This window comes from Flavobacterium sp. LAR06, assembly GCF_041946075.1.
Lineage (GTDB): Bacteria > Bacteroidota > Bacteroidia > Flavobacteriales > Flavobacteriaceae > Flavobacterium.
The window spans coordinates 38802-59575 of the sequence record NZ_JAUTYT010000004.1 but is presented as its reverse complement, the minus strand read 5'-3'; the positions used below and the strand labels follow the sequence as shown (position 1 = coordinate 59575).

Genomic DNA, 20774 nt, shown 5'->3' with positions numbered 1-20774 from the left:
AAGCTCTTCATAATGACACGTAAAGTACTGATATGCCACGGCTGTCAGGTTTTAAAAATGTCATGTTGTCAGATGATTTTTAATGTGCCGACATGAAAACTGACAATTTACTTTGGTTTTTTATATTGGCACAGAGATTGACTTATGCCACCTGAGTTATAAAATGTATATCAAAATTAAATATATAAAAAATGGGTAAAATAATCGGAATTGACTTAGGTACGACGAACTCTTGTGTTTCTGTAATGGAAGGTAACGAAGCAGTTGTTATTCCTAACGCAGAAGGAAAAAGAACAACTCCATCTATCATCGCTTTTGTTGAAGGTGGCGAAATTAAAGTGGGTGATCCTGCAAAAAGACAAGCAGTAACGAATCCTACAAAAACGATTGCTTCTATTAAACGTTTTATGGGACACACTTTTGCTGAAACTCAGGATGAGGCAAAAAGAGTTCCTTACAGTGTTGTAAAAGGTGACAACAATACTCCACGTGTGGATATTGACGGTCGTTTATACACTGCTCAGGAATTGTCAGCAATGACACTTCAAAAAATGAAAAAAACTGCTGAAGACTATTTAGGTCAAACTGTAACTGAAGCGGTTATTACTGTTCCTGCTTACTTTAACGATGCACAACGTCAAGCTACAAAAGAAGCTGGAGAAATTGCTGGTCTTAAAGTTATGCGTATCATCAACGAGCCAACTGCTGCTGCACTTGCTTACGGATTAGATAAAAAAGGAACTGATCAAAAAATTGCTGTTTACGATTTAGGTGGAGGTACTTTTGATATCTCTGTTCTTGAATTAGGAGACGGTGTATTTGAAGTATTATCTACAAATGGTGATACTCACTTAGGTGGAGATGATTTTGACCAGGTTATTATTGACTGGTTAGCTGACGAATTCAAATCTGAAGAAGGTATTGATTTACGTTTAGATCCAATGTCATTGCAACGTTTGAAAGAAGCTGCTGAGAAAGCTAAGATTGAATTATCATCTTCTGCTGAAACTGAAATCAACTTGCCTTACGTAACTGCTACTGCTTCAGGACCAAAACACTTAGTAAAAAAATTAACCAGAGCTAAATTTGAGCAATTATCTGATACTTTGGTAAAACGTTCTATGGAGCCAGTTGCTAAAGCATTAAAAGATGCAGGTTTATCTACATCTGATATCGACGAAGTAATCCTTGTTGGAGGTTCTACTCGTATGCCAAGAATCGCTGACGAAGTGGAGAAATTCTTTGGTAAAAAAGCATCTAAAGGAGTTAATCCTGATGAAGTTGTTGCTATTGGAGCAGCTATTCAAGGTGGAGTTTTATCTGGAGATGTAAAAGATGTATTGTTACTTGATGTTACTCCTTTATCTTTAGGTATCGAAACTATGGGTGGTGTAATGACTATCTTGATTGAGGCTAACACAACTATCCCAACTAAAAAATCTCAAGTATTCTCTACTGCTTCTGATTCTCAACCATCTGTTGAGCTTCACGTTCTACAAGGAGCTAGAGCAATGGCTGTTGATAACAAAACTATCGGTCGTTTCCACTTAGATGGTATTCCACCAGCACCAAGAGGAGTTCCTCAAATCGAAGTTGCTTTTGACATCGATGCTAATGGTATCATCAAAGTAACTGCTACTGATAAAGGAACAGGTAAATCTCACGATATTCGTATCGAAGCTTCTTCTGGATTAACTTCTGAAGAAATCGAGAAAATGAAGCAAGATGCTGAAGCTAATGCTGAATCTGACAAAATCGCAAGAGAAAGAGCTGAAAAATTGAACGAAGCTGACGGAATGATCTTCCAAACGGAGTCTCAGTTGAAAGAGTTAGGAAGCAAATTAGCTGACGATCACAAAGTTGCTGTAGAGTACGCTTTAACTGAATTGAGAATGGCTCACCAATCTCAAGACATTCCAGCTATTCAAACTGCTCTTGACAACATCAATGCAGCTTGGAAAACAGCTACAGAAGCTATGTACGCTCAAGGTGAACAAGGTCAACAAGCAGCTCCACAACAAGAGCAATCGCAAGGTGACAATGTTGAAGACGTTGAATTCGAAGAAGTAAAATAATTCTTCTTTAATGATAATGAAAAACCGGACTAGAAATAGTCCGGTTTTTTTTATGCAAAAAAAGCGAGTGTTTCTCTATTAAAAGAAGGTTCTGTATATTTATTTTTAGGAATGAGGTTTTCCGTACTTTTTTTACAAGTTTTAGTGTTTAATTTGAAAAAAAAATAACCAAAACTTAACCTAAAAACTATGAAAAAAATTCTTGGAGGATTATTGTTATTATCTATCTTATTTACAGGCTGTAGCAGTGATGAAAACGACGACGATAACAGCTCAATTTCGGCAACTATAAACGGAGTAGAATGGAAGCCAACGAAAATTAATAGTGTTACTTTAATTAAAATTTCCGGAAGTGGACAAAGATTTGATATAAATATGCAAGATGGCTCGCAAATGCTTATGCTGGCTTGTGAAAGTGAGGTTACAAGTAACGACGCAATGCCATTGAAAGAATATAATTTTTATGAAGATTTAGAAGATACTGATGGGAATGAATGGATTCCTAGTGATGCCTTGTTTGTAAATACTTATTTAATAGACGGAAATACTTATACGGAGCATATGCCAGTGGTTGGAAAAATGACAATAACTGCAATGGATCCTGAGAAAAAAACAGTATCGGGAACTTTTAGCTTTAAGTCTGAAAAAGGTGGTGCTCTCCAAACTAAAATTGTAACTCCTGACATTTTTGAAGTAAAAAATGGAGTTTTTAACAATTTATCTTATACTGTCTTGTCTCAATAAAACTTTGTAGTGTACATAATTATGAACCGGACTACAAATAGTCCGGTTTTTTTATGACTAAGTTTTTAAGATCAAGAAGTTTGCAATAGCAGGTTTTTACTATTTGTATATCTTCACAAAATGACAAATGTCATTTCCCGTTCAAAATCTTTTTTGTAATATTACTATATAAATCATTTTGAATGAGAAAGATAAAATACAAAAAAGGACGCAAACTGCAACATACTAGTTTAGAGTATACTGGATCTCATAAAGATCATGAAACAGAAATGCAGCTTTTTGTATATAACGATGCTGACGTTATCGAATATGAGAAATTTACCGTTTTTGCCTTAAATACCTGCATAGATTACACTAAAAATAATTGGCTGAATATTCATGGATTAAATAATCTCGAATTAATTAAAACGATTGGAGCGCATTTTAAGCTTGATGATTTTTTATTAGCAGATATATTAAACACTACCAAAAGAACTAAATTAGAAGAACAACAAGATGTTTTGTTCTTTAATATAAAATCGCTTTTGCCTTCTGAATATTCTGATGGTCTTAAAGTAGAACAGTTGAGTTTTATTTTAAAAGACGGAATTCTGATTTCTTTTCAGGAAAAACGAAGCGATTTCTTCACTCATATACGGGAACGTTTACGCACGCACGCTGGAATTGTAAGAACAAAAAAAGTAGATTATTTGCTTTATTTATTATTAGACGCTGTAATGGAGAATTTTTACATTACAATTGAAGATGAAGAGGATAATATTGAAGAATTGATTGATCTGACTAAAAAAGGTGCTGATCCGATTATTTTGGAAAAGATAGAAAATCATCGTGATAATTTTAATTTTTTAAAGCGTTCCATTATACCATTGCGTGATTCATTATATTATCTGAAGACTATTAAAGATGATGATACAAACAGTTTGATTCAGAAAGAAACGTTCAATTTTTTTATAAGATTGCATCAAAAAAGTTTAGAACTATTGGAACAAATTGATTCCGATATGAGTTCATTAGAAAGTGCCTCTAACTTTTATTTTTCGGAACAAAGCCGAAAAATGAATGAAATAATGAAAACACTGACGATCATTTCTGCTATTTTTATTCCGCTTACCTTTATTGTTGGAGTATACGGAATGAATTTCGAATATATGCCGGAGCTTAAAGAGAGAAACGGCTATTTTATGGTCATGGGAGCCATGTTTTTATTGGTTATTGCCTTGATTATTTATTTCAAAAGAAGACGTTGGTTTTAATGCTTTTTTAATTAAAGAATTAAAATTACATATTAGTTTTAAAATAATAAATTATGAGTAAAGCGATATATATAGCGACAAGCGATCAAAATAGCGGAAAATCAATTGTGACACTTGGTTTGATGAGTATTTTGATTGGAAAGACAGCTAAAGTAGGCTATTTTAGACCTATTGTAGAGGATTTTGTAGATGGAGAATTAGACAATCATATCGAAACAGTGCTTTCGCATTTTAACCTTGATATTAAGTTTGAAGACGCCTATGCGATTACCAAAAGCAAATTAATCAAGAAGAAGAATAAAGGCAAAATAGGCGAGGTTTTAGATTTAATTATTGAGAAATATAAAAAGCTTGAAGAACGTTTTGATTTTGTTCTGGTTGAGGGAACAAGTTTTACTGGTGAAGGAACTTCAATCGAACTAGATACGAATGTTTTAATTGCTAAAAATCTTGGAATTCCAACTGTAATTATCGGGTCTGGAGTTGGCAAAACGCTTGATGAATTAGTAGACAGTTTGTATTTGGTTTATGATTCATTCAAAGTAAAGGAGGTTGAAGTATTGTCTGTTTTTGCCAATAAAGTGCAGCCTGAAAATATCGAATTGGTAACAAAAGGATTGCAGAAAAGTTTACCTGCCAATGTTTTGGTGAATACCATTCCGCTGATTTCCAGTTTGAATAATCCAACTATGCAGGAGATTGTTAATGAACTTGATGCAAAAGTAATGTTTGGTGAAAACTACCTAAACAATGAAATTGGGCATTTTAGTGTTGGTGCCATGCAGTTGCACAATTATTTAGTCCACTTACATGATAATGCATTAGTAATCACACCGGGAGATCGTTCAGACATTATTTTAGGAGCTTTACAAGCTAATGAGTCAGCTAATTATCCAACGATTTCCGGTATAATTCTGACTGGAAATATTATTCCCGAACAAAGTATTTTAAAGCTTATTGAGGGACTCTCATCTATTGTTCCGATTATAGCAGTTGAAGGAGGAACTTATAACGTAACAAATAAAATTGGATCGATAAAATCGAAAATTTACGCTAATAATACCCATAAAATAGAAACGTCGATTAATACTTTTGAAAAATACGTAGAGGTCGAAGCTTTGTCTCAAAGAGTAATTACGTTTGAAGCAGAAGGAATGACACCAAAAATGTTTCAATACAATATGGTGAAACGTGCAAAACAACATCGTAAGCATATTGTTTTACCTGAAGGAACTGACGAACGAATTATTATTGCAGCTTCAAGATTGCTAACCATGGATGTTGTTGATATTTCAATGATTGGCGATAAAAAACAAATAGAAAGTAAAGTTGCAGAACTCGGAATTACCTTTGATTTTTCAAAAATAAAAATCATCAATCCAATTGAATCTGAGTTTTATGAAGATTATGCCAATACATATTATGAGCTACGAAAAGCCAAAAATGTAAGTATTACTATGGCAAGGGATTTAATGGAAGATGTGTCGTATTTTGGAACGATGATGGTGTATAAAGGCCATGCTGACGGAATGGTTTCAGGAGCAGCACATACCACGCAACATACTATTTTACCGGCATTGCAATTCATAAAAACGAAACCAAATTCATCTGTAGTTTCTTCCGTGTTTTTTATGTGTTTAGAAGACAGGGTTTCCGTTTTTGGAGATTGCGCCATTAATCCAAACCCAACAGCAGAGCAATTGGCAGAAATCGCTATTTCATCAGCAGATTCAAGTTCGGCTTTCGGAATTGAACCTAAAATTGCGATGCTTTCGTATTCTTCGGGAACTTCAGGAAAAGGTGATGAAGTAGAAAAAGTGAGAACAGCAACAGAAATAGTGAAACAAAAGCGTCCTGATTTAAAAATTGAAGGACCAATTCAGTATGATGCCGCTGTAGATCGCGCTGTCGGAAAAAGCAAAATGCCGGACTCTGAAGTGGCAGGGCAGGCGAGTGTGCTTATTTTTCCGGATTTAAATACAGGAAATAATACGTATAAGGCTGTTCAGAGAGAAACCGGAGCATTAGCCATTGGTCCAATGTTACAAGGCTTAAACAAGCCCGTAAACGATTTAAGCCGCGGTTGCACCGTAGACGATATTATTAATACAGTTGTAATTACAGCGATCCAGGCTCAAGGACTTTAATTAATTATTAATTGTGAATTATAAATTATTAATCTTTGAGTTGGATTAAAAAAAACGTTTTTTATCCGCGTTTTTGCTTTAGCAAATCTGTTTCATCCGCGTTCAAATTCGCAGTCCAATAAATAAATTAAAAAAGCTCAGCAACTTAGAGTCTTAGTATTTTAGAAACTATAAAAAAATGAAAATATTAATAATAAATTCAGGGAGTTCATCCATAAAATATCAATTAATGGTAATGCCAACAAACGAAGTAATTTGTTCTGGTATGATTGATAGAATTGGTTTGGAAACTTCAAATATTACCTTTAAAACGACATCTGATTCGATAGAAGAAACATCTCCAATTTCCAATCATAAAGTTGGTTTGCAAAAAGTTGCTAATATGCTTTTGGATGTTGAAAAAGGAGTTATTAAATCAACCTCAGAAATTGCAGCGGTAGGTCATCGCGTAGTGCACGGAGGAAGTGACTTTAGTGATACTGTGAAAATTGATGAAAAGGTAAAAGCAAAAATAAAACAACTTTTTGAACTTGCTCCCTTGCATAATCCTGCCAATTTAGAAGGAATTAATGTTGCTGAGGAAATCTTTAGTTCAGCGGAACAAATTGCGGTTTTTGATACTGCTTTTCATCAAACAATGCCAGAAGTGGCGTATAAATATGCGATTCCAAATTATCTTTTAACAGAAAATAAAGTTCGTGTTTATGGTTTTCACGGAACGAGCCACAAATATGTTTCTGAAAAAGCAATTGATTTTTTAGAGCATAATTCTAAAATCATTACCATTCATTTAGGAAATGGTTGTAGTATGGCAGCTGTTAAAAATGGAAAGTGTATTGATACCACGATGGGTTTTTCGCCGTCAAATGGGTTAATTATGGGAACACGCTCCGGTGATATTGACCAGTCGATCGTTTTTTATATGATTAAAAATCTTGGTTATACGGCTGATGAAGTAAATGCAGTTTTACTAAAACAAAGTGGGATGCTAGGACTTACCGGTTACAGTGATTTGCGTGATATTGAAGCCGAAGCGGAAAAGGGTAATAAAGAATGTCAATTGGCTTTGTTAATGAATGCCTACCGTATTAAAAAGTTTATTGGTGCCTATGCCGCAGCATTAAATGGTTTAGATGCCATTGTTTTCACGGCTGGAATTGGCGAAAACTCTTCGTATATGCGTAACTTGGTTTGTATGGATATGGATTATTTTGGAATAGAAATAGACGAAGAAAAGAATCAGATACGTTCTAAATCAATAAGAGAAATTAATAAAGCAGCTGCAAAAGCTAAAGTTTTGGTCGTACCAACAGATGAAGAATATGAAATTGCAAATCAGGTGTATCATTTGCTTAAGCATTAGGTTATATACGTTCAGAACAAAAAAAGCTTCTCAATAGAGAGGCTTTTTTACTTATTAAATATTTGTCAGTATCTTTGGCTATAAAACTGAATATTTTGAAATCGATACTTCTAAAATCACTTTTCTTCTTTTTCATCGCTTCTCAAATTCAAGCACAAGAATTACTTCCTTTTGTTGAAAATTATAATAAATCAAATTATCAGGGCGACAACCAAATCTGGAATGTTGTCCAGGGAAAAGATAATGCCATGTATTTTGCCAATAATCATTATTTATTGCGATATGATGGCGTAAAATGGGAGAAATATACATTGCCCAATAAAACGATCATTCGTTCAATTCTGATTGAAGGAGATCGAATTTATTCTGGTTCTTATAAGGAATTTGGTTATTGGTATCGAAAAGAAGGTAAAATGAATTATGTCTCAATTACCAAAAATCTGCGTTTGTTTGATGAGAAAGACAATGAGGAAATATGGAAAATTTTCAGATTCAATGGTTCTTTATATTTCCAGTCTTTCAATGATGTTTTTATTTATAACGGAAAACACATTCAGAAAATTAAATTTCCATTTTTAATCTCGTACTGTTTTGTTGTCGATCAAAATCTTTATGTTGCGTCAGTAGCGAAGGGCACTTTTAAAATGAACGGTTCAAGAATTGCAAATCCCAATGGATGGAATGTTCTTAAAAATTGTGTCGTTCATGCTATCGAAAAGTATCAAAACAAGACTTACATTTTTACGCAGAAAAAAGGAATTTTTACCGCAGAAAAAGAGGGTTTAAAGCCTTGGAATAATCCATTAAATGAAATTTTAAAAAGCGCTACCATTAATGTGGGTAAGTTTACTAAAAACAATAAACTTATTGTAGGTACCGGAAACAGAGGTGTTTTTATTTATGATTTTAGCTCTGATACTTATAAAAATATTGACAGAAAAAATGTTTTAATGAATAACTCTATTCTGAGTATTGGTTTTGACAAAGAAAATGATTTGTGGCTGGGCTTAGATAACGGAATTGCTCATGTTGAGATTAATTCACCTATTGCAATCTTTTATGATAATTCAGGTATTTTAGGTTCAGTTTATTCTGTCGCCACAACTAACAGTGGTTATTTAATAGCGACAAACCATGGTGTTTTTGAGTTTGATTCGGGTAAATTTACAATGATGCCCAATACTCAGGGACAGGCATGGAATATTACAGAAATTAATAATAAATATATTATAGGCCATAATGACGGTACATTTTCTTATGCTAATGGTTCGTTATCTAAAATAAACAATATTAGTGGAGGCTGGAATTTATCTAAAAGCAGTATCAATAATACTTATTTTCAATCAACTTATAGCGGTGTTATCGCATATGATAATCTTTCAGATTTAAGTCAAAGGAAAGTTATTAAAGATCTTTCGAAACCAATTAAATATGTAGCCCAGAACAAAAAGAATGAAATTTGGGCAGCAGATAATTATCGTGGTTTATATCGTGTGGTATATGATGATAATTTTAAAACTAAAAAGGTTGAAAATATCACACAACAAAGCAAGATCAAAAATGATTTTGGAGTTAAAATATTTGAGTTTAGAAATGAAATTTTATTTCTCATCAATAATTCATGGTACACTTATAATTCAATAACCAACAAGTTAGAAGAAAACGAATTATTTAATCAGAATTTTAAAAATGTTTCTGATATAATTAATATTGATGAAGATCATTTTATGGTACTACAGGATGGAATTCTATACCATATTAAAGCGACCGGAAATAAATTTTTATGGAATATTATTCAGGCAAAGTATTACAAGGGAAAATTAATCAACGATAATTTAAGGATTTTTAAGCATGCCAACCATTATTTGTTAAATCTTGATGACGGTTTTATATCCTTACAATTAAAATACGAGAATAAACAAAATTCAGCCGTTAAGATTGAATCCTTTAATGATGAAAATTTAGTTCCAAACGATTCAAAAATTAAATATAATACGGAATTGCAAATAAATGTTATCTCTGGAATTTACGGAGCAAGCAAACCGAATTTGTTTTATAAATTGGATAATAATAAGGAATATATCCCAGTCTCAAACGGATTGATTGTTCTAAACAATTTAAGCAGTGGAAGTCATACTGTCAAAGTTTATAAACACGATGGAGCGAATTATGATAATGTTGCCAATTTTGATTTTAGTGTCGCCAAACCATGGTATTTTTCATTTTGGATGATACTCTTATACTTGCTAATAATAGGAGCGGTGCTGTTTTTCTACTACAAGTGGAACAAACTTCGTTATATGCAAAAATTAAGATTGCAGGCAGAAGAATTAAAACATCAGAGAGAAATTCTTGAAATGGAATTAAAAGCGGAGAATGAACTAAATATGCAGGAATATCAAAAGCATATTTTGGAACTTGAATTGCAAACGAAATCCTCGGAAGTTGCCGGAAAATCATTGTCAATAGCCAAACAAAGTGAAATGATCGAAAACATTCAGAATATTCTTGATTCTGAAAAAGACTTCAATAAACTAAAAAGTGAAATAAAGAAAGCGATTAAGATTAATGAAGTTAACAAACACGAATGGGAGATTTTTGAAACCAATTTGAATCAGATTCACAATGAATTTATTATAAACCTTTCAAAGAAATATCCAATCCTTACTCCCAAGGATATTAAACTGTGTGTTTACTTGAAAATGAACCTTTCTTCAAAGGAAATTGCACCTATGATGAATATATCTTTTAGAGGAGTAGAATTGCACAGATATCGTCTTAGAAAGAAATTAAATCTCTCGCAGGAAGAAAACCTGTCAAAGTTTTTATTAAGTGTGTAAGATTTGCATGTAAATTTTACATTTTTTATATTTTTGAATGTAATTTTTTATATAATTCCAATACATCATTACTACATCATAACGTTATGTTAAAGAAATAAATTTAACATTTATTATATTGGTTTTCAGTAGTGTATGATTGATTTTTAACATAATGATGTAGCTGTGTAGTAGTGGTATTTGATGTACTACAACGTTGTAATTGTTTAATTTGGCTCTACTAACTTAAACGATTACGAACTGTATGAAAAATTTTATTTTTAGCTTTTTAGCACTTTTGCTATTACCGGCATATATGTCAGGACAAGCAATTAAAGGAAAAATAGTAGATAGTAGTGGAATGGGTGTTCCTGGAGCAGTTATTAGTGCTCCGCAATCCCGAACATCTGCCGATGCTGATTTCGACGGAAATTTTACAATTAATGCTAAAGAAGGCGAGGTTTTAAAGGTCTCAATGCTCGGTTTTGACGCGGTTTCCGTACCAGCAACAACAGCTCCAATGACAATAACCTTAAAAGAAGCAGAAGATACTGCTTTAAAAGAAGTAGTTGTTATTGGATATGGTACCAGAAAGAAAATTGACAATACAACGGCAATATCTTCTATAAAGGCAGAAGATATTACAAAAACTAAGGTATTAAATGCTTCTCAGGCAATTCAGGGAAAAGCTGCCGGTGTGCAGGTAACCTCTTCTGATTTACCAGGAAGCACTCCCTCTGTGGTTATTAGAGGTTTAGGTACAGCATTGGGGGGTAGAACGCCACTCTATATTGTAGATGGTATGGCAACAGAAAATATCAATAATATTAATACCAATGATATTGTTACATATGATATTTTAAAAGATGCATCTGCATTAGCCATTTATGGTACAAGAGCTGCAAACGGTGTTATCATTATTACAACCAAAAAAGGTAAAGGAGAAAAAGTATCTATTGAGATAGAAAGCTTTGGAGGTGTAAGAACACCACTTAAGAAAGTAAAAATGGCAGGTAGTAATAAATATGCTTATTACACCAATACGGCTTTACAAGCTACTACATATTCTCAGGATCAACCTGTTAATACAGATTGGTTTGATGAGATAACAAGAACAGGATCGTATACTCAAAATAATATCTCTGTTTCAGGAGCTAGTGAAAACATAAATTACTTTTTCAGTTTAGGAAACTATGAAGAAAAAGCTATTTTAAACGGTTTAGATTATGGCCGTACTACTTTTAGAAATAATAATGAATTTAAAATTTCAAAGAAACTTAAGTTAACTCAAAACTTTAGTGTAACCTCTACTAAATCGGCTCCAAAGCCATTAGGAGCTTTTACAAATGCATATAAACAATCTCCTATAGTTCCTGTTTATTTTGCCGATGGTAAATATGGTGTGGCACGTGTTGGTGATGATGGTTTTGCAAGCGAAGTTGGAAATTCAATTAATAATGTTGGAAATCCGGTTGCTCAATTAGATTTTTATGACGAACAACAACGCAGTGTGATGTTGCAGGGTGGTTTAAAATTAGATTATGAAATCATACCTTCCTTAAAGTTTACCTCTCAATATAATGGTGAATACTATACATGGAATCAATATAATTTTGATGATACCAAAAATATCTGGTTAGCTGCTAATCCTAATAAAGAAGCAAGTGACTATGAAAAAGAATTTCCAAATGCTAATATCAACTTATTAACAAAAGGACGAGAAGAATACTATAACTGGAGTTTATCTAATTATTTGACTTACAATAAAGTATTTAATGAGATTCACGATATCGAAGCAACCGCTGGTGTTGAAACATATGTGAAAGGTGCCAGACAAAAATTAACTATAAAAAGAAAAAATGTTAATCCGGATTCTAACTATTGGGCGTTAAAAGATAATGAATACGCTACAAATGTTACAAGTTATAAAGATGAAGTTTTTAACGAAATTAAACTTGCATCATATTTAGGTCGTTTCCAGTACAAATTAATGGACCGATATTTAGTTACCGGAACAGTGAGACGTGACGGATCTTCAAATTTTGGTAAAGATTATCGTTGGGGAACCTTTCCAGCATTCGGTGCAGGATGGATCATCACCAAAGAAAACTTTATGGCTGATGCTAAAATGATCAATTTATTGAAATTAAGAGGAAGCTGGGGTAAATTAGGAAATCAAAATGTACCACTTAATAGTCAAGGTTATACTTCTGGTTTGAATGCTTACTTAGGAGGTTCAATTTTGAATGAAGGAACAACGATTAACTCTCAAATTGATCCAAGTTTATCTTGGGAGGTTACTGAAGAATCTTCAGTAGGTTTAGATGTTGAACTTTTAGACAGCAGATTAAAAGGAACTTTTGACGTGTATGATAAAAATACAAACAATGTAATTTTAAATACAAAACCTTATATGTCATCTGGAATTACGACTGCATCACCAGCACACGTTGGAGAAGTATCAAACAAAGGATATGAAATCTCTTTACGTTGGGATGATAAAATTGGTGAAAATTTCAGCTATTATATTGGAGGTAACTTTTCAAACAACAAAAATGAACTAACAGGCTTGAAAAATGTTGTTTTATCTCCTGTGATTGGTGGAGGTTTAGGAAACGGTCAGGATACAAAATTACTTGATAATACAACAATTGGTCAGCCATTAGGAAGTTTTTATATCTATGAATACGCTGGTTTTGATGCAGCAAACGGAAAAATGCTTTACTACAATGCTGCCGGAGACAAAGTTACTCAGGATGCATTGAGCGCTACTGCTGATAAAAAATATGTCGGTTCAAGTTTACCAAAATCTAACTATGGGGTTTCTTTAGGTTTCAATTACAAAAACTTTGATTTTTCTGTTGATGGCTATGGTACGTCTGGTGCAAAAGTTTACAATGGTAAAAAAGCACAGCGTTTTTATGGAGAAAACATTGAAAATTCACTTGCTACTGATTTCTGGACGCCAAATAATTTAACAGCTTCAAATCCTGCACCTTTTAATCAGGTACCAGTAGCTTCAACTTATTACTTAGAATCAGGTGATTTTTTCAGAGTTAATAATATCACAATAGGATATAAATTGCCTTTGCAAGAGAATTCTTTTATAAGCGCATGCAGAATTTATGTAAATGCAATTAACCCATTTATTACGCAAAAATTCTCAGGATTTTCTCCAGAATTAAACGGAGATGGAAATCCTTATGGAACTCAGGGTGTTGAGCTTGATGCTTATCCAACATTGAGATCATTTGTAATTGGTGCTAATTTAAAATTTTAATATTATGAAAAAGATATATATAGCAACGTTTGTATTTTCAGCATTCTTTTTTACAGGATGTGCAGACGATTATTTAGATGTAGACCAAACGGAGTCTATTTCGACAGACGATGTGGAGTTATTTAATAATGAAGCTGGGGCAGCGCAGTTTGTGACTTCAATTTATAACAAGTTTTTAAATTGGGACATGACCTCTTTCGGTTGGATTGGTTTATCAAGTATTACGTCTGATGATGCTGACAAAGGATCTTCTGCCGGTGATACAGGAACAGACAAAGATGTATTGGATGCTTTGACTTATAATGCTTCTAATCCTTCTGCTGAAAGTACTTTTATTGCGAATTACGATGGAATAAACAGATGTAATCAGGCTTTGAACATGCTTCCAAAATTAGATAAAGTAAATGCTGGTTTAAGAAACAGACTAGCTGGTGAAGCTAAGTTTTTAAGAGCTTTTATGTATTTTACTTTAGTAAAATGTTATGGAGGTGTGCCAATTGTAGATCATTTACCGGTTCCTGGTTCAGATTCTGACAGAATTATGCAGTTAACTCGTAAAACATCTGCTGAAGTATACGCATTTATTGAGGCTGATTTAAATGATGCTATCGCTGCGTTACCTGAAAAAACAGCTTATTCAGCTAATGAAAAATCAAGAGCTTCAAAAGGTGCTGCTTATGCATTGCTTGCAAAAGTAAGTATGTATCAAAAGAAATGGCAACAAGTAATCGATAATGCTAACAAAGTAACAGGTTACGCTATCGTTACTGATTATGCATCGATGTACAAAGCAACTGGAAAATTTGATTCTGAATCAATTTTTGAAATTTATGCACAAGGAGCTGTTCCAGCTAAGGGAATTGAAGGTTATTCTAACACGCAAGGTGCTCGTGGTACCGGTGGTTGGGGCTGGGGTTTTAATACACCATCTCAAAGTTTGGTAAATGCTTACGAGCCAGGAGATGTCAGAAAAGCAGCAACCATTATTTTTAGAGGTTCAACTTTATATGATGGAAGAGTAGTGCCAACAACAGTTGAAAACGAAAGATATAATTATAAAGCTTACTCATCAGCATATACAGATGCATGGGAAACGGATGTTGATATTAAATACCTGAGATATGCTGAAGTTTTACTAATGAAAGCTGAGGCTATGAATGAGTTAGGACAAACTACAGATGCGATTCCATTGTTGAACCAAATCAGAAACAGAGCTGGTTTAGCTAATACAACTTATTCTTCACAGGGAGATATTAGAAATGCAATCTGGAGAGAAAGAAGAGTAGAAATGGCTTTTGAACACGACAGATTTTTTGATTTAGTTCGTACAGGTCAGGCCAAAGCAGCTTTTGCTGTAGATGGAAAAACTTTTACTGAAGGTAAAAATGAATTATTCCCTATTCCGGCATCATTCATCAAACAGGCCGATGGTTTATCACAGCAAAATCCTGGTTATTAATTCTAAAGACATTAAAAATGAAAAAAAATAAATCCATTTTCTTGCTTTCTTTCGCTTTAACTTCAGCATTTTTTGTGAGCTGCGAGGATAGTATTGATAAAGTAAATAGCTCAATTCCTTACGAGTCAATTGGTGGTTATGATAATTCTGATGATGTTGCAGCTACTCATTTAGTATCTAAATTTAGTTTTGATGGTAATATTGCCGATTCAAAAAATGGCATAACAGATGGATCAGAAACTAATGTAACATATGGTACCGGTATAAAAGGAGAAGCTTATCAAGGATCTGCAAATTCTTTTATTGCATATAACACAGTTGCTAGTTCGATAGTAAATTTAAAAAGCGTTACAATTTCAATGTGGATTAAAACGGATCCGCATACTGGTGGCGCACAATCGTTATTTATGCTTCCTAAAAAAACAGATTTTTGGGGTAATATCTTTACACTTATTGAAGGAACAGGACCAGCAGCAACAATGTTGTTAAAAAATCATGTTCAAAAAGATGTTATGCCTAGTATTCCTTGGGCGGGACAATTTATTGAACATGGGGGAACAAATGTTCTGGCTAATATGTTTGGATCATGGAAACATTTATTATGGACTTATAATGGTACAAGCTCTACATATAGTCTTTATATTGACGGGCAAAAAATAGTTTTGCCTGAATCTATTTCGAAAAGGTATGCAAGTGATCCTTTAACCGGAGGTCTTCCTTATGGTGAATTAGCCAATTCTGAAGTTTCTAAATTTATTATTGGAGGTTACCAACAACATTTGGGAACTCCTTGGGGAGCTCCTGATGGGTGGATGCTTAATTATACTGGTTCAATGGATGAGTTCAGAATTTATGACGCAGCCTTGACTGATAATGAAGTTGTGGCTCTTTACAAATTAGAGAAAGACAAACGATAAATTTTCTTCAAAATACACCTGGAGTAAATTCCAGGTGTATTTTTTTAGTTATTAATATTACAAAATTTATAAAAATGAGAATTGGTTTATATATCATATTACTTGTTGGTGCTTTTTGCTCTTGTTCTTCTTCTTCGCCAGATGAAGGGAAAAGCGGCGGAACACCATTACCAACAAATCCAACAACTCCAACAAAACCTCTAACCGATAATGAGGCTATGGATCAGGTTCAAAAAGATGCAATTAAATATTTTTGGGAGTATGCTGATCCTAATTCAAAATTAGCTCGTGAAAGATATCTTACGGAAGACCCAAATTTTGAGTCAAACATTATTACTACAGGTGGTTCTGGTTTTGGGTTAATGACTATTGTTGTAGGTGTAGAAAGAGGTTTTTTGCCAAGAGCTGAAGCTGTTTCTAGACTTACTACGGCTTTAACTTTTCTTGAGAAAGCAGACCGTTTTCACGGTGCTTGGCCACACTGGATGGATAATAAAGAGGGAAAAGTAATTCCGTTTGGTACAAAAGATAATGGGGGAGATTTAGTAGAAACTTCTTTCGTTTGCCAGGCTCTAATTACCATCAGAGAATATTTTAAAAATGGAAGTGCGGCTGAAAAAGCATTGGCGGTGAAAGCTGATGAACTTTGGAAAGGTGTAGAATGGGATTGGTATACTCAGGGACAAGATGCATTATACTGGCATTGGTCTCCAAATTATGGATGGGAAATGAATTTTAAATTAGAAGGCTATAATGAATGTCTGATTACCTATGTAATGGCAGCTTCTTCGCCAACACATCCAATTTCTGCTGAAGCTTATCATAAAGCATGGGCGAGAAGTGGAGCTATTGTGAATGGAGGTTCTCAATATGGAATTCCGGTTATTTTAAATTATAATGGAGCGACAGGAAATGTAGGCCCAATGTTTTGGTCACACTATTCTTATTTAGGTTTAGATCCAAATAATTTAAAAGATAAATATGCTGATTATTGGGCATTGACACAAAATCATGCTAAAATAATGGTTCAGTATAGTGTCGCTAATCCAAAAGGATTTAAAGATTATTCAGATAAATGCTGGGGATTAACAGCAAGTTATACCCGTAATCCTGATGGAACTACTGGATACACAGCTCATCAGCCTAACAACGATAACGGCGTTATTTCTCCAACAGCTGCATTATCTTCTTTCCCATATACACCTGTAGAATCTATGAAGTTTTTGCATTATTTGTATGATAATAATAAATCAAAATATGTTGGAGTCGCAGGGCCTTATGATGCTTTTTCCCCACAATACAATTGGGTAACAGCTCGTTATTTGGCAATCGATCAGGGAACAATTGCTCCTATGATTGAGAACTATAGAAGCGGTTTGTTATGGAAACTGTTTATGAATGCATCAGACACTAAACAAGGATTAGTAAAACTTGGATTTAAATCTGGGAAGTACGGAATTTAAGTTGCTTCAATACTAGATGTTTAAAAGAATAAAAATAAATAAATAGAATAGAATGAAAAACAAATTAGTCTTACTTTTTTTAGGATGTGCTGTTTTGGGTTATGCTCAAAAAAAGAACACTAAAAATACAGTAACAATTAAACCAAAATCAGAGTTTGTAGCTGAACTATTATCTAAAATGACTTTAGATGAAAAATTAGGTCAGCTTAATTTACCAACTTCTGGAGATATTACGACAGGACAAGCAAACAGTTCTGATGTGGCTAAAAAAATTGCTGAAGGTAAAGTAGGTGGTTTATTCAATATTAAATCTGTTCAAAAAATTAAAGAAGTACAAAAAATTGCTGTTGAAAAAAGCCGTTTAAAAATTCCATTGATTTTTGGTATGGATGTTATTCACGGTTACGAAACAACATTCCCAATTCCGTTAGGATTATCTTGTACATGGGATATGGGTTTAATCGAAAGAAGTGCCCAAATTGCTGCTCAGGAAGCAAGTGCTGACGGAATCAACTGGACATTTTCGCCAATGGTAGATATTTCTCGTGATCCTCGTTGGGGAAGAATTTCTGAAGGTTCAGGAGAAGATCCTTACTTAGGAAGCCAAATTGCAAAAGCAATGGTAAACGGATATCAGCAACATGACCTTTCTAAAAATAACTCTATTATGGCGTGTGTTAAACATTTCGCTTTATACGGAGCACCAGAAGCAGGTCGTGATTACAATACGGTTGATATGAGTCATATCAAAATGTTCAACGATTATTTTCCTCCTTACAAAGCAGCAGTTGATGCTGGTGTAAGTTCTGTAATGGCTTCTTTTAACGAAGTAGACGGAATTCCTGCAACTGGAAACAAATGGTTAATGACAGATGTTTTAAGAAAACAATGGGGATTTAAAGGTTTCGTAGTAACTGATTTTACAGGAATCAACGAAATGATCGAGCACGGAATGGGAGATTTGCAAGCGGTTTCAGCTTTATCGCTTAATGCCGGTGTTGAAATGGATATGGTTGGAGAAGGTTTCTTAACAACTTTGAAAAAGTCTTTAGACGAGAAAAAAGTAACCATCGAGCAAATCGATAATGCTGTGAAACTTATTTTGGAAGCAAAATACGATTTAGGATTATTCCATGATCCATATAAATATTGTGATGAGAAAAGAGCTAAAACGGAGATTTTTACATCAGCAAGTAGAAAAGAAGCACGTCAGATTGCAGCACAGTCATTGGTTTTACTAAAAAATCAAAATCAGGTGTTGCCTCTTAAAAAATCAGGAACGATTGCACTTATCGGGCCATTGGCAGATGCAAAAGAAAATATGCCGGGTACCTGGAGTGTAGCCACTAAAATGGAAAATGCTATTTCATTATTAGCTGGAATCAAAGAAGTAGCAGGACCTTCTATAAAAGTATTGTATGCAAAAGGAAGTAATTTAGATTATAATGAAACTTTCGAAACTAATGCGACAATGTTTGGTAAAACCTTACACCGCGATGGCCGCTCTAAAGAAGAATTATTAGCAGAAGCTTTAAAAGTAGCCAATCAATCAGATGTAATTGTTGCTGCATTGGGAGAATCTGCAGAAATGAGCGGAGAGTCTAGCAGCCGTACGAATTTAGAAATTCCACAAGCTCAAAAAGACTTATTAAACGCCTTATTAAAAACGGGAAAACCAGTTGTTTTAGTTTTATTTGACGGACGTCCGTTAGTATTAAAAGAAGAGAACGAAACTGTTCCTGCTATTTTAAATGTTTGGTTTGCCGGGACTGAAGCTGGTTATGCTATTGCTGATGTCTTATTTGGTGATGTAAATCCTTCCGGAAAATTAACGACAACTTTTCCAAGAAGCGTTGGACAAGTGCCAATTTATTATGCACACAAGAATACTGGAAGACCATTAGCAAATACAGAAGGTAAATTCGAAAAATTCAGATCAAATTATATTGACGAAAGAAACGAACCTTTATTTCCTTTTGGATTTGGGTTAAGCTATACCAACTTTGACTATTCAAACCTAAAAATTTCATCAGATAAGATGAATGAAAGTGGAAAATTGAAAGTAACTGTAGATGTTACCAATACAGGAAATTATGATGGTAGAGAAACCGTTCAATTGTACATTAGAGATTTAGTAGGTTCAGTAACAAGACCAGTTAGAGAATTGAAAAATTTCCAAAAAATAACACTTAAAAAAGGTGAAAAACAAACTGTGACATTTGATATCACGGTTGAAGATTTAAAATTTTATAATTCTGACTTACAATTTGTAGCAGAACCTGGACAGTTTGATGTTTTCGTTGGAGGAAACTCAGCTGCCGATAAGAAAGTTAGTTTTGAATTAACTAAATAGTTGGTTTGTTAGATTTGTAATTAGCCCTTCGTCTGGTTAACGAGGGGCTTTTTCATAAAAGAACTTTTTGTAACAATGATAAATTTTATGACAATGAAAATTTCTAAAGGCTTTCAAGTATATGTTTTATTCATAATGGCACTTCTTTTTCATTCTTGTGGAGTAGAAAAAAATGCTATTGTGGCACATCGCGGAGCATGGAAAAAGAATAATCTTCCTGAAAACTCTATCGCTTCTTTGAGACATGCGATTGATTTAAAACTTCCTGGTTCTGAATTTGATGTTTGGAGAACGGCTGATGACTCACTTGTAATCAATCACGATGCACATTATAACAAATTGCTAATTGAGGAAACCAGTTATGCAGATTTAATAAAATTCAAACTTTCAAACGGAGAGAAGTTGCCAACGTTATACGAGTATATTACGGAAGGTAAAAGAAATAACAAACAGACTCTTTTAGTCTGCGAAATAAAGCCATCAGAAATAAATAAGGAAAGAGGTAAAAAGACAGCTTTAAAAACGGTTGAAACGATTAAAAAAATGCAAGCTGATAAAATTATCTGTTATATCAGTTTTGATTACGAAATCTTAAAGCAAATTAGAGAAGTGGATCAGAAAACAGTTTTACAATATTTGGAAGGTAATAAATCTCCAAAAGAGGTAAAATTAGATAAGATTTCTGGAGTCGATTATCATTATTCTGTTTTTAAAAAACATCCGGAATGGATTAATGAAGCAAAAGAAAATAATATTATACTGAATACCTGGACAGTAAACGAAGCTTCTGATATGGATTGGATTATTGTACATAAATTCAATTACATAACGACAAATGAACCTGAACTATTAAAAGAAAGACTAAAAGAGAAAAGATAATCTTTTTAAACTTTCCAAATAA

At 33.6% G+C, this 20774-nt stretch carries 12 protein-coding genes; all 12 read left to right on the top strand.

What is annotated here, in order from left to right:
- Positions 1-191: 191 nt before the first annotated feature.
- Positions 192-2075, top strand: coding sequence for a molecular chaperone DnaK (dnaK, locus tag Q7C23_RS07055; RefSeq protein ID WP_194655646.1), 1884 nt, complete (start codon positions 192-194; stop codon positions 2073-2075).
- Positions 2076-2264: 189 nt separating this feature from the next.
- Complete coding sequence (locus Q7C23_RS07050; protein WP_375031847.1) at positions 2265-2819, top strand: hypothetical protein; 555 nt, start codon at positions 2265-2267, stop codon at positions 2817-2819.
- Positions 2820-3001: 182 nt separating this feature from the next.
- Positions 3002-4072: a magnesium/cobalt transporter CorA gene (gene corA / locus Q7C23_RS07045; RefSeq protein ID WP_375031846.1), complete on the top strand. Its 1071-nt coding sequence runs from the start codon at positions 3002-3004 to the stop codon at positions 4070-4072.
- A gap of 53 nt (positions 4073-4125) precedes the next feature.
- Positions 4126-6219 carry a phosphate acetyltransferase gene (pta, locus tag Q7C23_RS07040; RefSeq protein WP_375031845.1) on the top strand — a complete coding sequence of 698 codons (2094 nt, stop codon included), beginning with the start codon at positions 4126-4128 and terminating at the stop codon, positions 6217-6219.
- A gap of 178 nt (positions 6220-6397) precedes the next feature.
- A complete protein-coding gene (locus Q7C23_RS07035) occupies positions 6398-7582 on the top strand; it encodes an acetate/propionate family kinase (protein WP_375031844.1) in 1185 nt (394 codons plus the stop codon).
- 95 nt (positions 7583-7677) lie between these two features.
- Positions 7678-10422 carry a LuxR C-terminal-related transcriptional regulator gene (locus Q7C23_RS07030; protein WP_375031843.1) on the top strand — a complete coding sequence of 915 codons (2745 nt, stop codon included), beginning with the start codon at positions 7678-7680 and terminating at the stop codon, positions 10420-10422.
- 244 nt (positions 10423-10666) lie between these two features.
- Positions 10667-13681, top strand: coding sequence for a SusC/RagA family TonB-linked outer membrane protein (locus Q7C23_RS07025; protein WP_375031842.1), 3015 nt, complete (start codon positions 10667-10669; stop codon positions 13679-13681).
- A gap of 4 nt (positions 13682-13685) precedes the next feature.
- A complete protein-coding gene (locus tag Q7C23_RS07020; protein ID WP_375031841.1) occupies positions 13686-15140 on the top strand; it encodes a RagB/SusD family nutrient uptake outer membrane protein in 1455 nt (484 codons plus the stop codon).
- A gap of 17 nt (positions 15141-15157) precedes the next feature.
- Entirely contained in the window at positions 15158-16057 is a 900-nt protein-coding gene (locus Q7C23_RS07015; protein WP_375031840.1) for a LamG domain-containing protein, read from the top strand.
- Positions 16058-16131: 74 nt separating this feature from the next.
- Positions 16132-17520 (top strand): glucoamylase family protein, encoded by a 1389-nt coding sequence (locus Q7C23_RS07010; protein WP_375031839.1) that lies wholly within the window; start codon positions 16132-16134, stop codon positions 17518-17520.
- A 52-nt stretch (positions 17521-17572) separates the two neighbouring features.
- The gene (gene bglX / locus Q7C23_RS07005) at positions 17573-19873 is read left to right on the top strand and encodes a beta-glucosidase BglX (protein WP_375031838.1); all 2301 of its coding nucleotides are present in this window, start codon (positions 17573-17575) and stop codon (positions 19871-19873) included.
- 93 nt (positions 19874-19966) lie between these two features.
- On the top strand, positions 19967-20752 hold the full coding sequence (locus tag Q7C23_RS07000; protein ID WP_375031837.1) for a glycerophosphodiester phosphodiesterase family protein: 786 nt from the start codon (positions 19967-19969) through the stop codon (positions 20750-20752).
- Positions 20753-20774: the final 22 nt, after the last annotated feature.

Coding starts and splice junctions, on each gene's coding strand:
- dnaK (WP_194655646.1), top strand. CDS start 192: ATGGGTAAAATAATCGGAATTGACTTAGGTACGACGAACTCTTGTGTT.
- Q7C23_RS07020 (WP_375031841.1), top strand. CDS start 13,686: ATGAAAAAGATATATATAGCAACGTTTGTATTTTCAGCATTCTTTTTT.
- bglX (WP_375031838.1), top strand. CDS start 17,573: ATGAAAAACAAATTAGTCTTACTTTTTTTAGGATGTGCTGTTTTGGGT.
- Q7C23_RS07000 (WP_375031837.1), top strand. CDS start 19,967: ATGAAAATTTCTAAAGGCTTTCAAGTATATGTTTTATTCATAATGGCA.
- Q7C23_RS07050 (WP_375031847.1), top strand. CDS start 2,265: ATGAAAAAAATTCTTGGAGGATTATTGTTATTATCTATCTTATTTACA.
- Q7C23_RS07015 (WP_375031840.1), top strand. CDS start 15,158: ATGAAAAAAAATAAATCCATTTTCTTGCTTTCTTTCGCTTTAACTTCA.
- corA (WP_375031846.1), top strand. CDS start 3,002: ATGAGAAAGATAAAATACAAAAAAGGACGCAAACTGCAACATACTAGT.
- Q7C23_RS07010 (WP_375031839.1), top strand. CDS start 16,132: ATGAGAATTGGTTTATATATCATATTACTTGTTGGTGCTTTTTGCTCT.
- pta (WP_375031845.1), top strand. CDS start 4,126: ATGAGTAAAGCGATATATATAGCGACAAGCGATCAAAATAGCGGAAAA.
- Q7C23_RS07035 (WP_375031844.1), top strand. CDS start 6,398: ATGAAAATATTAATAATAAATTCAGGGAGTTCATCCATAAAATATCAA.
- Q7C23_RS07025 (WP_375031842.1), top strand. CDS start 10,667: ATGAAAAATTTTATTTTTAGCTTTTTAGCACTTTTGCTATTACCGGCA.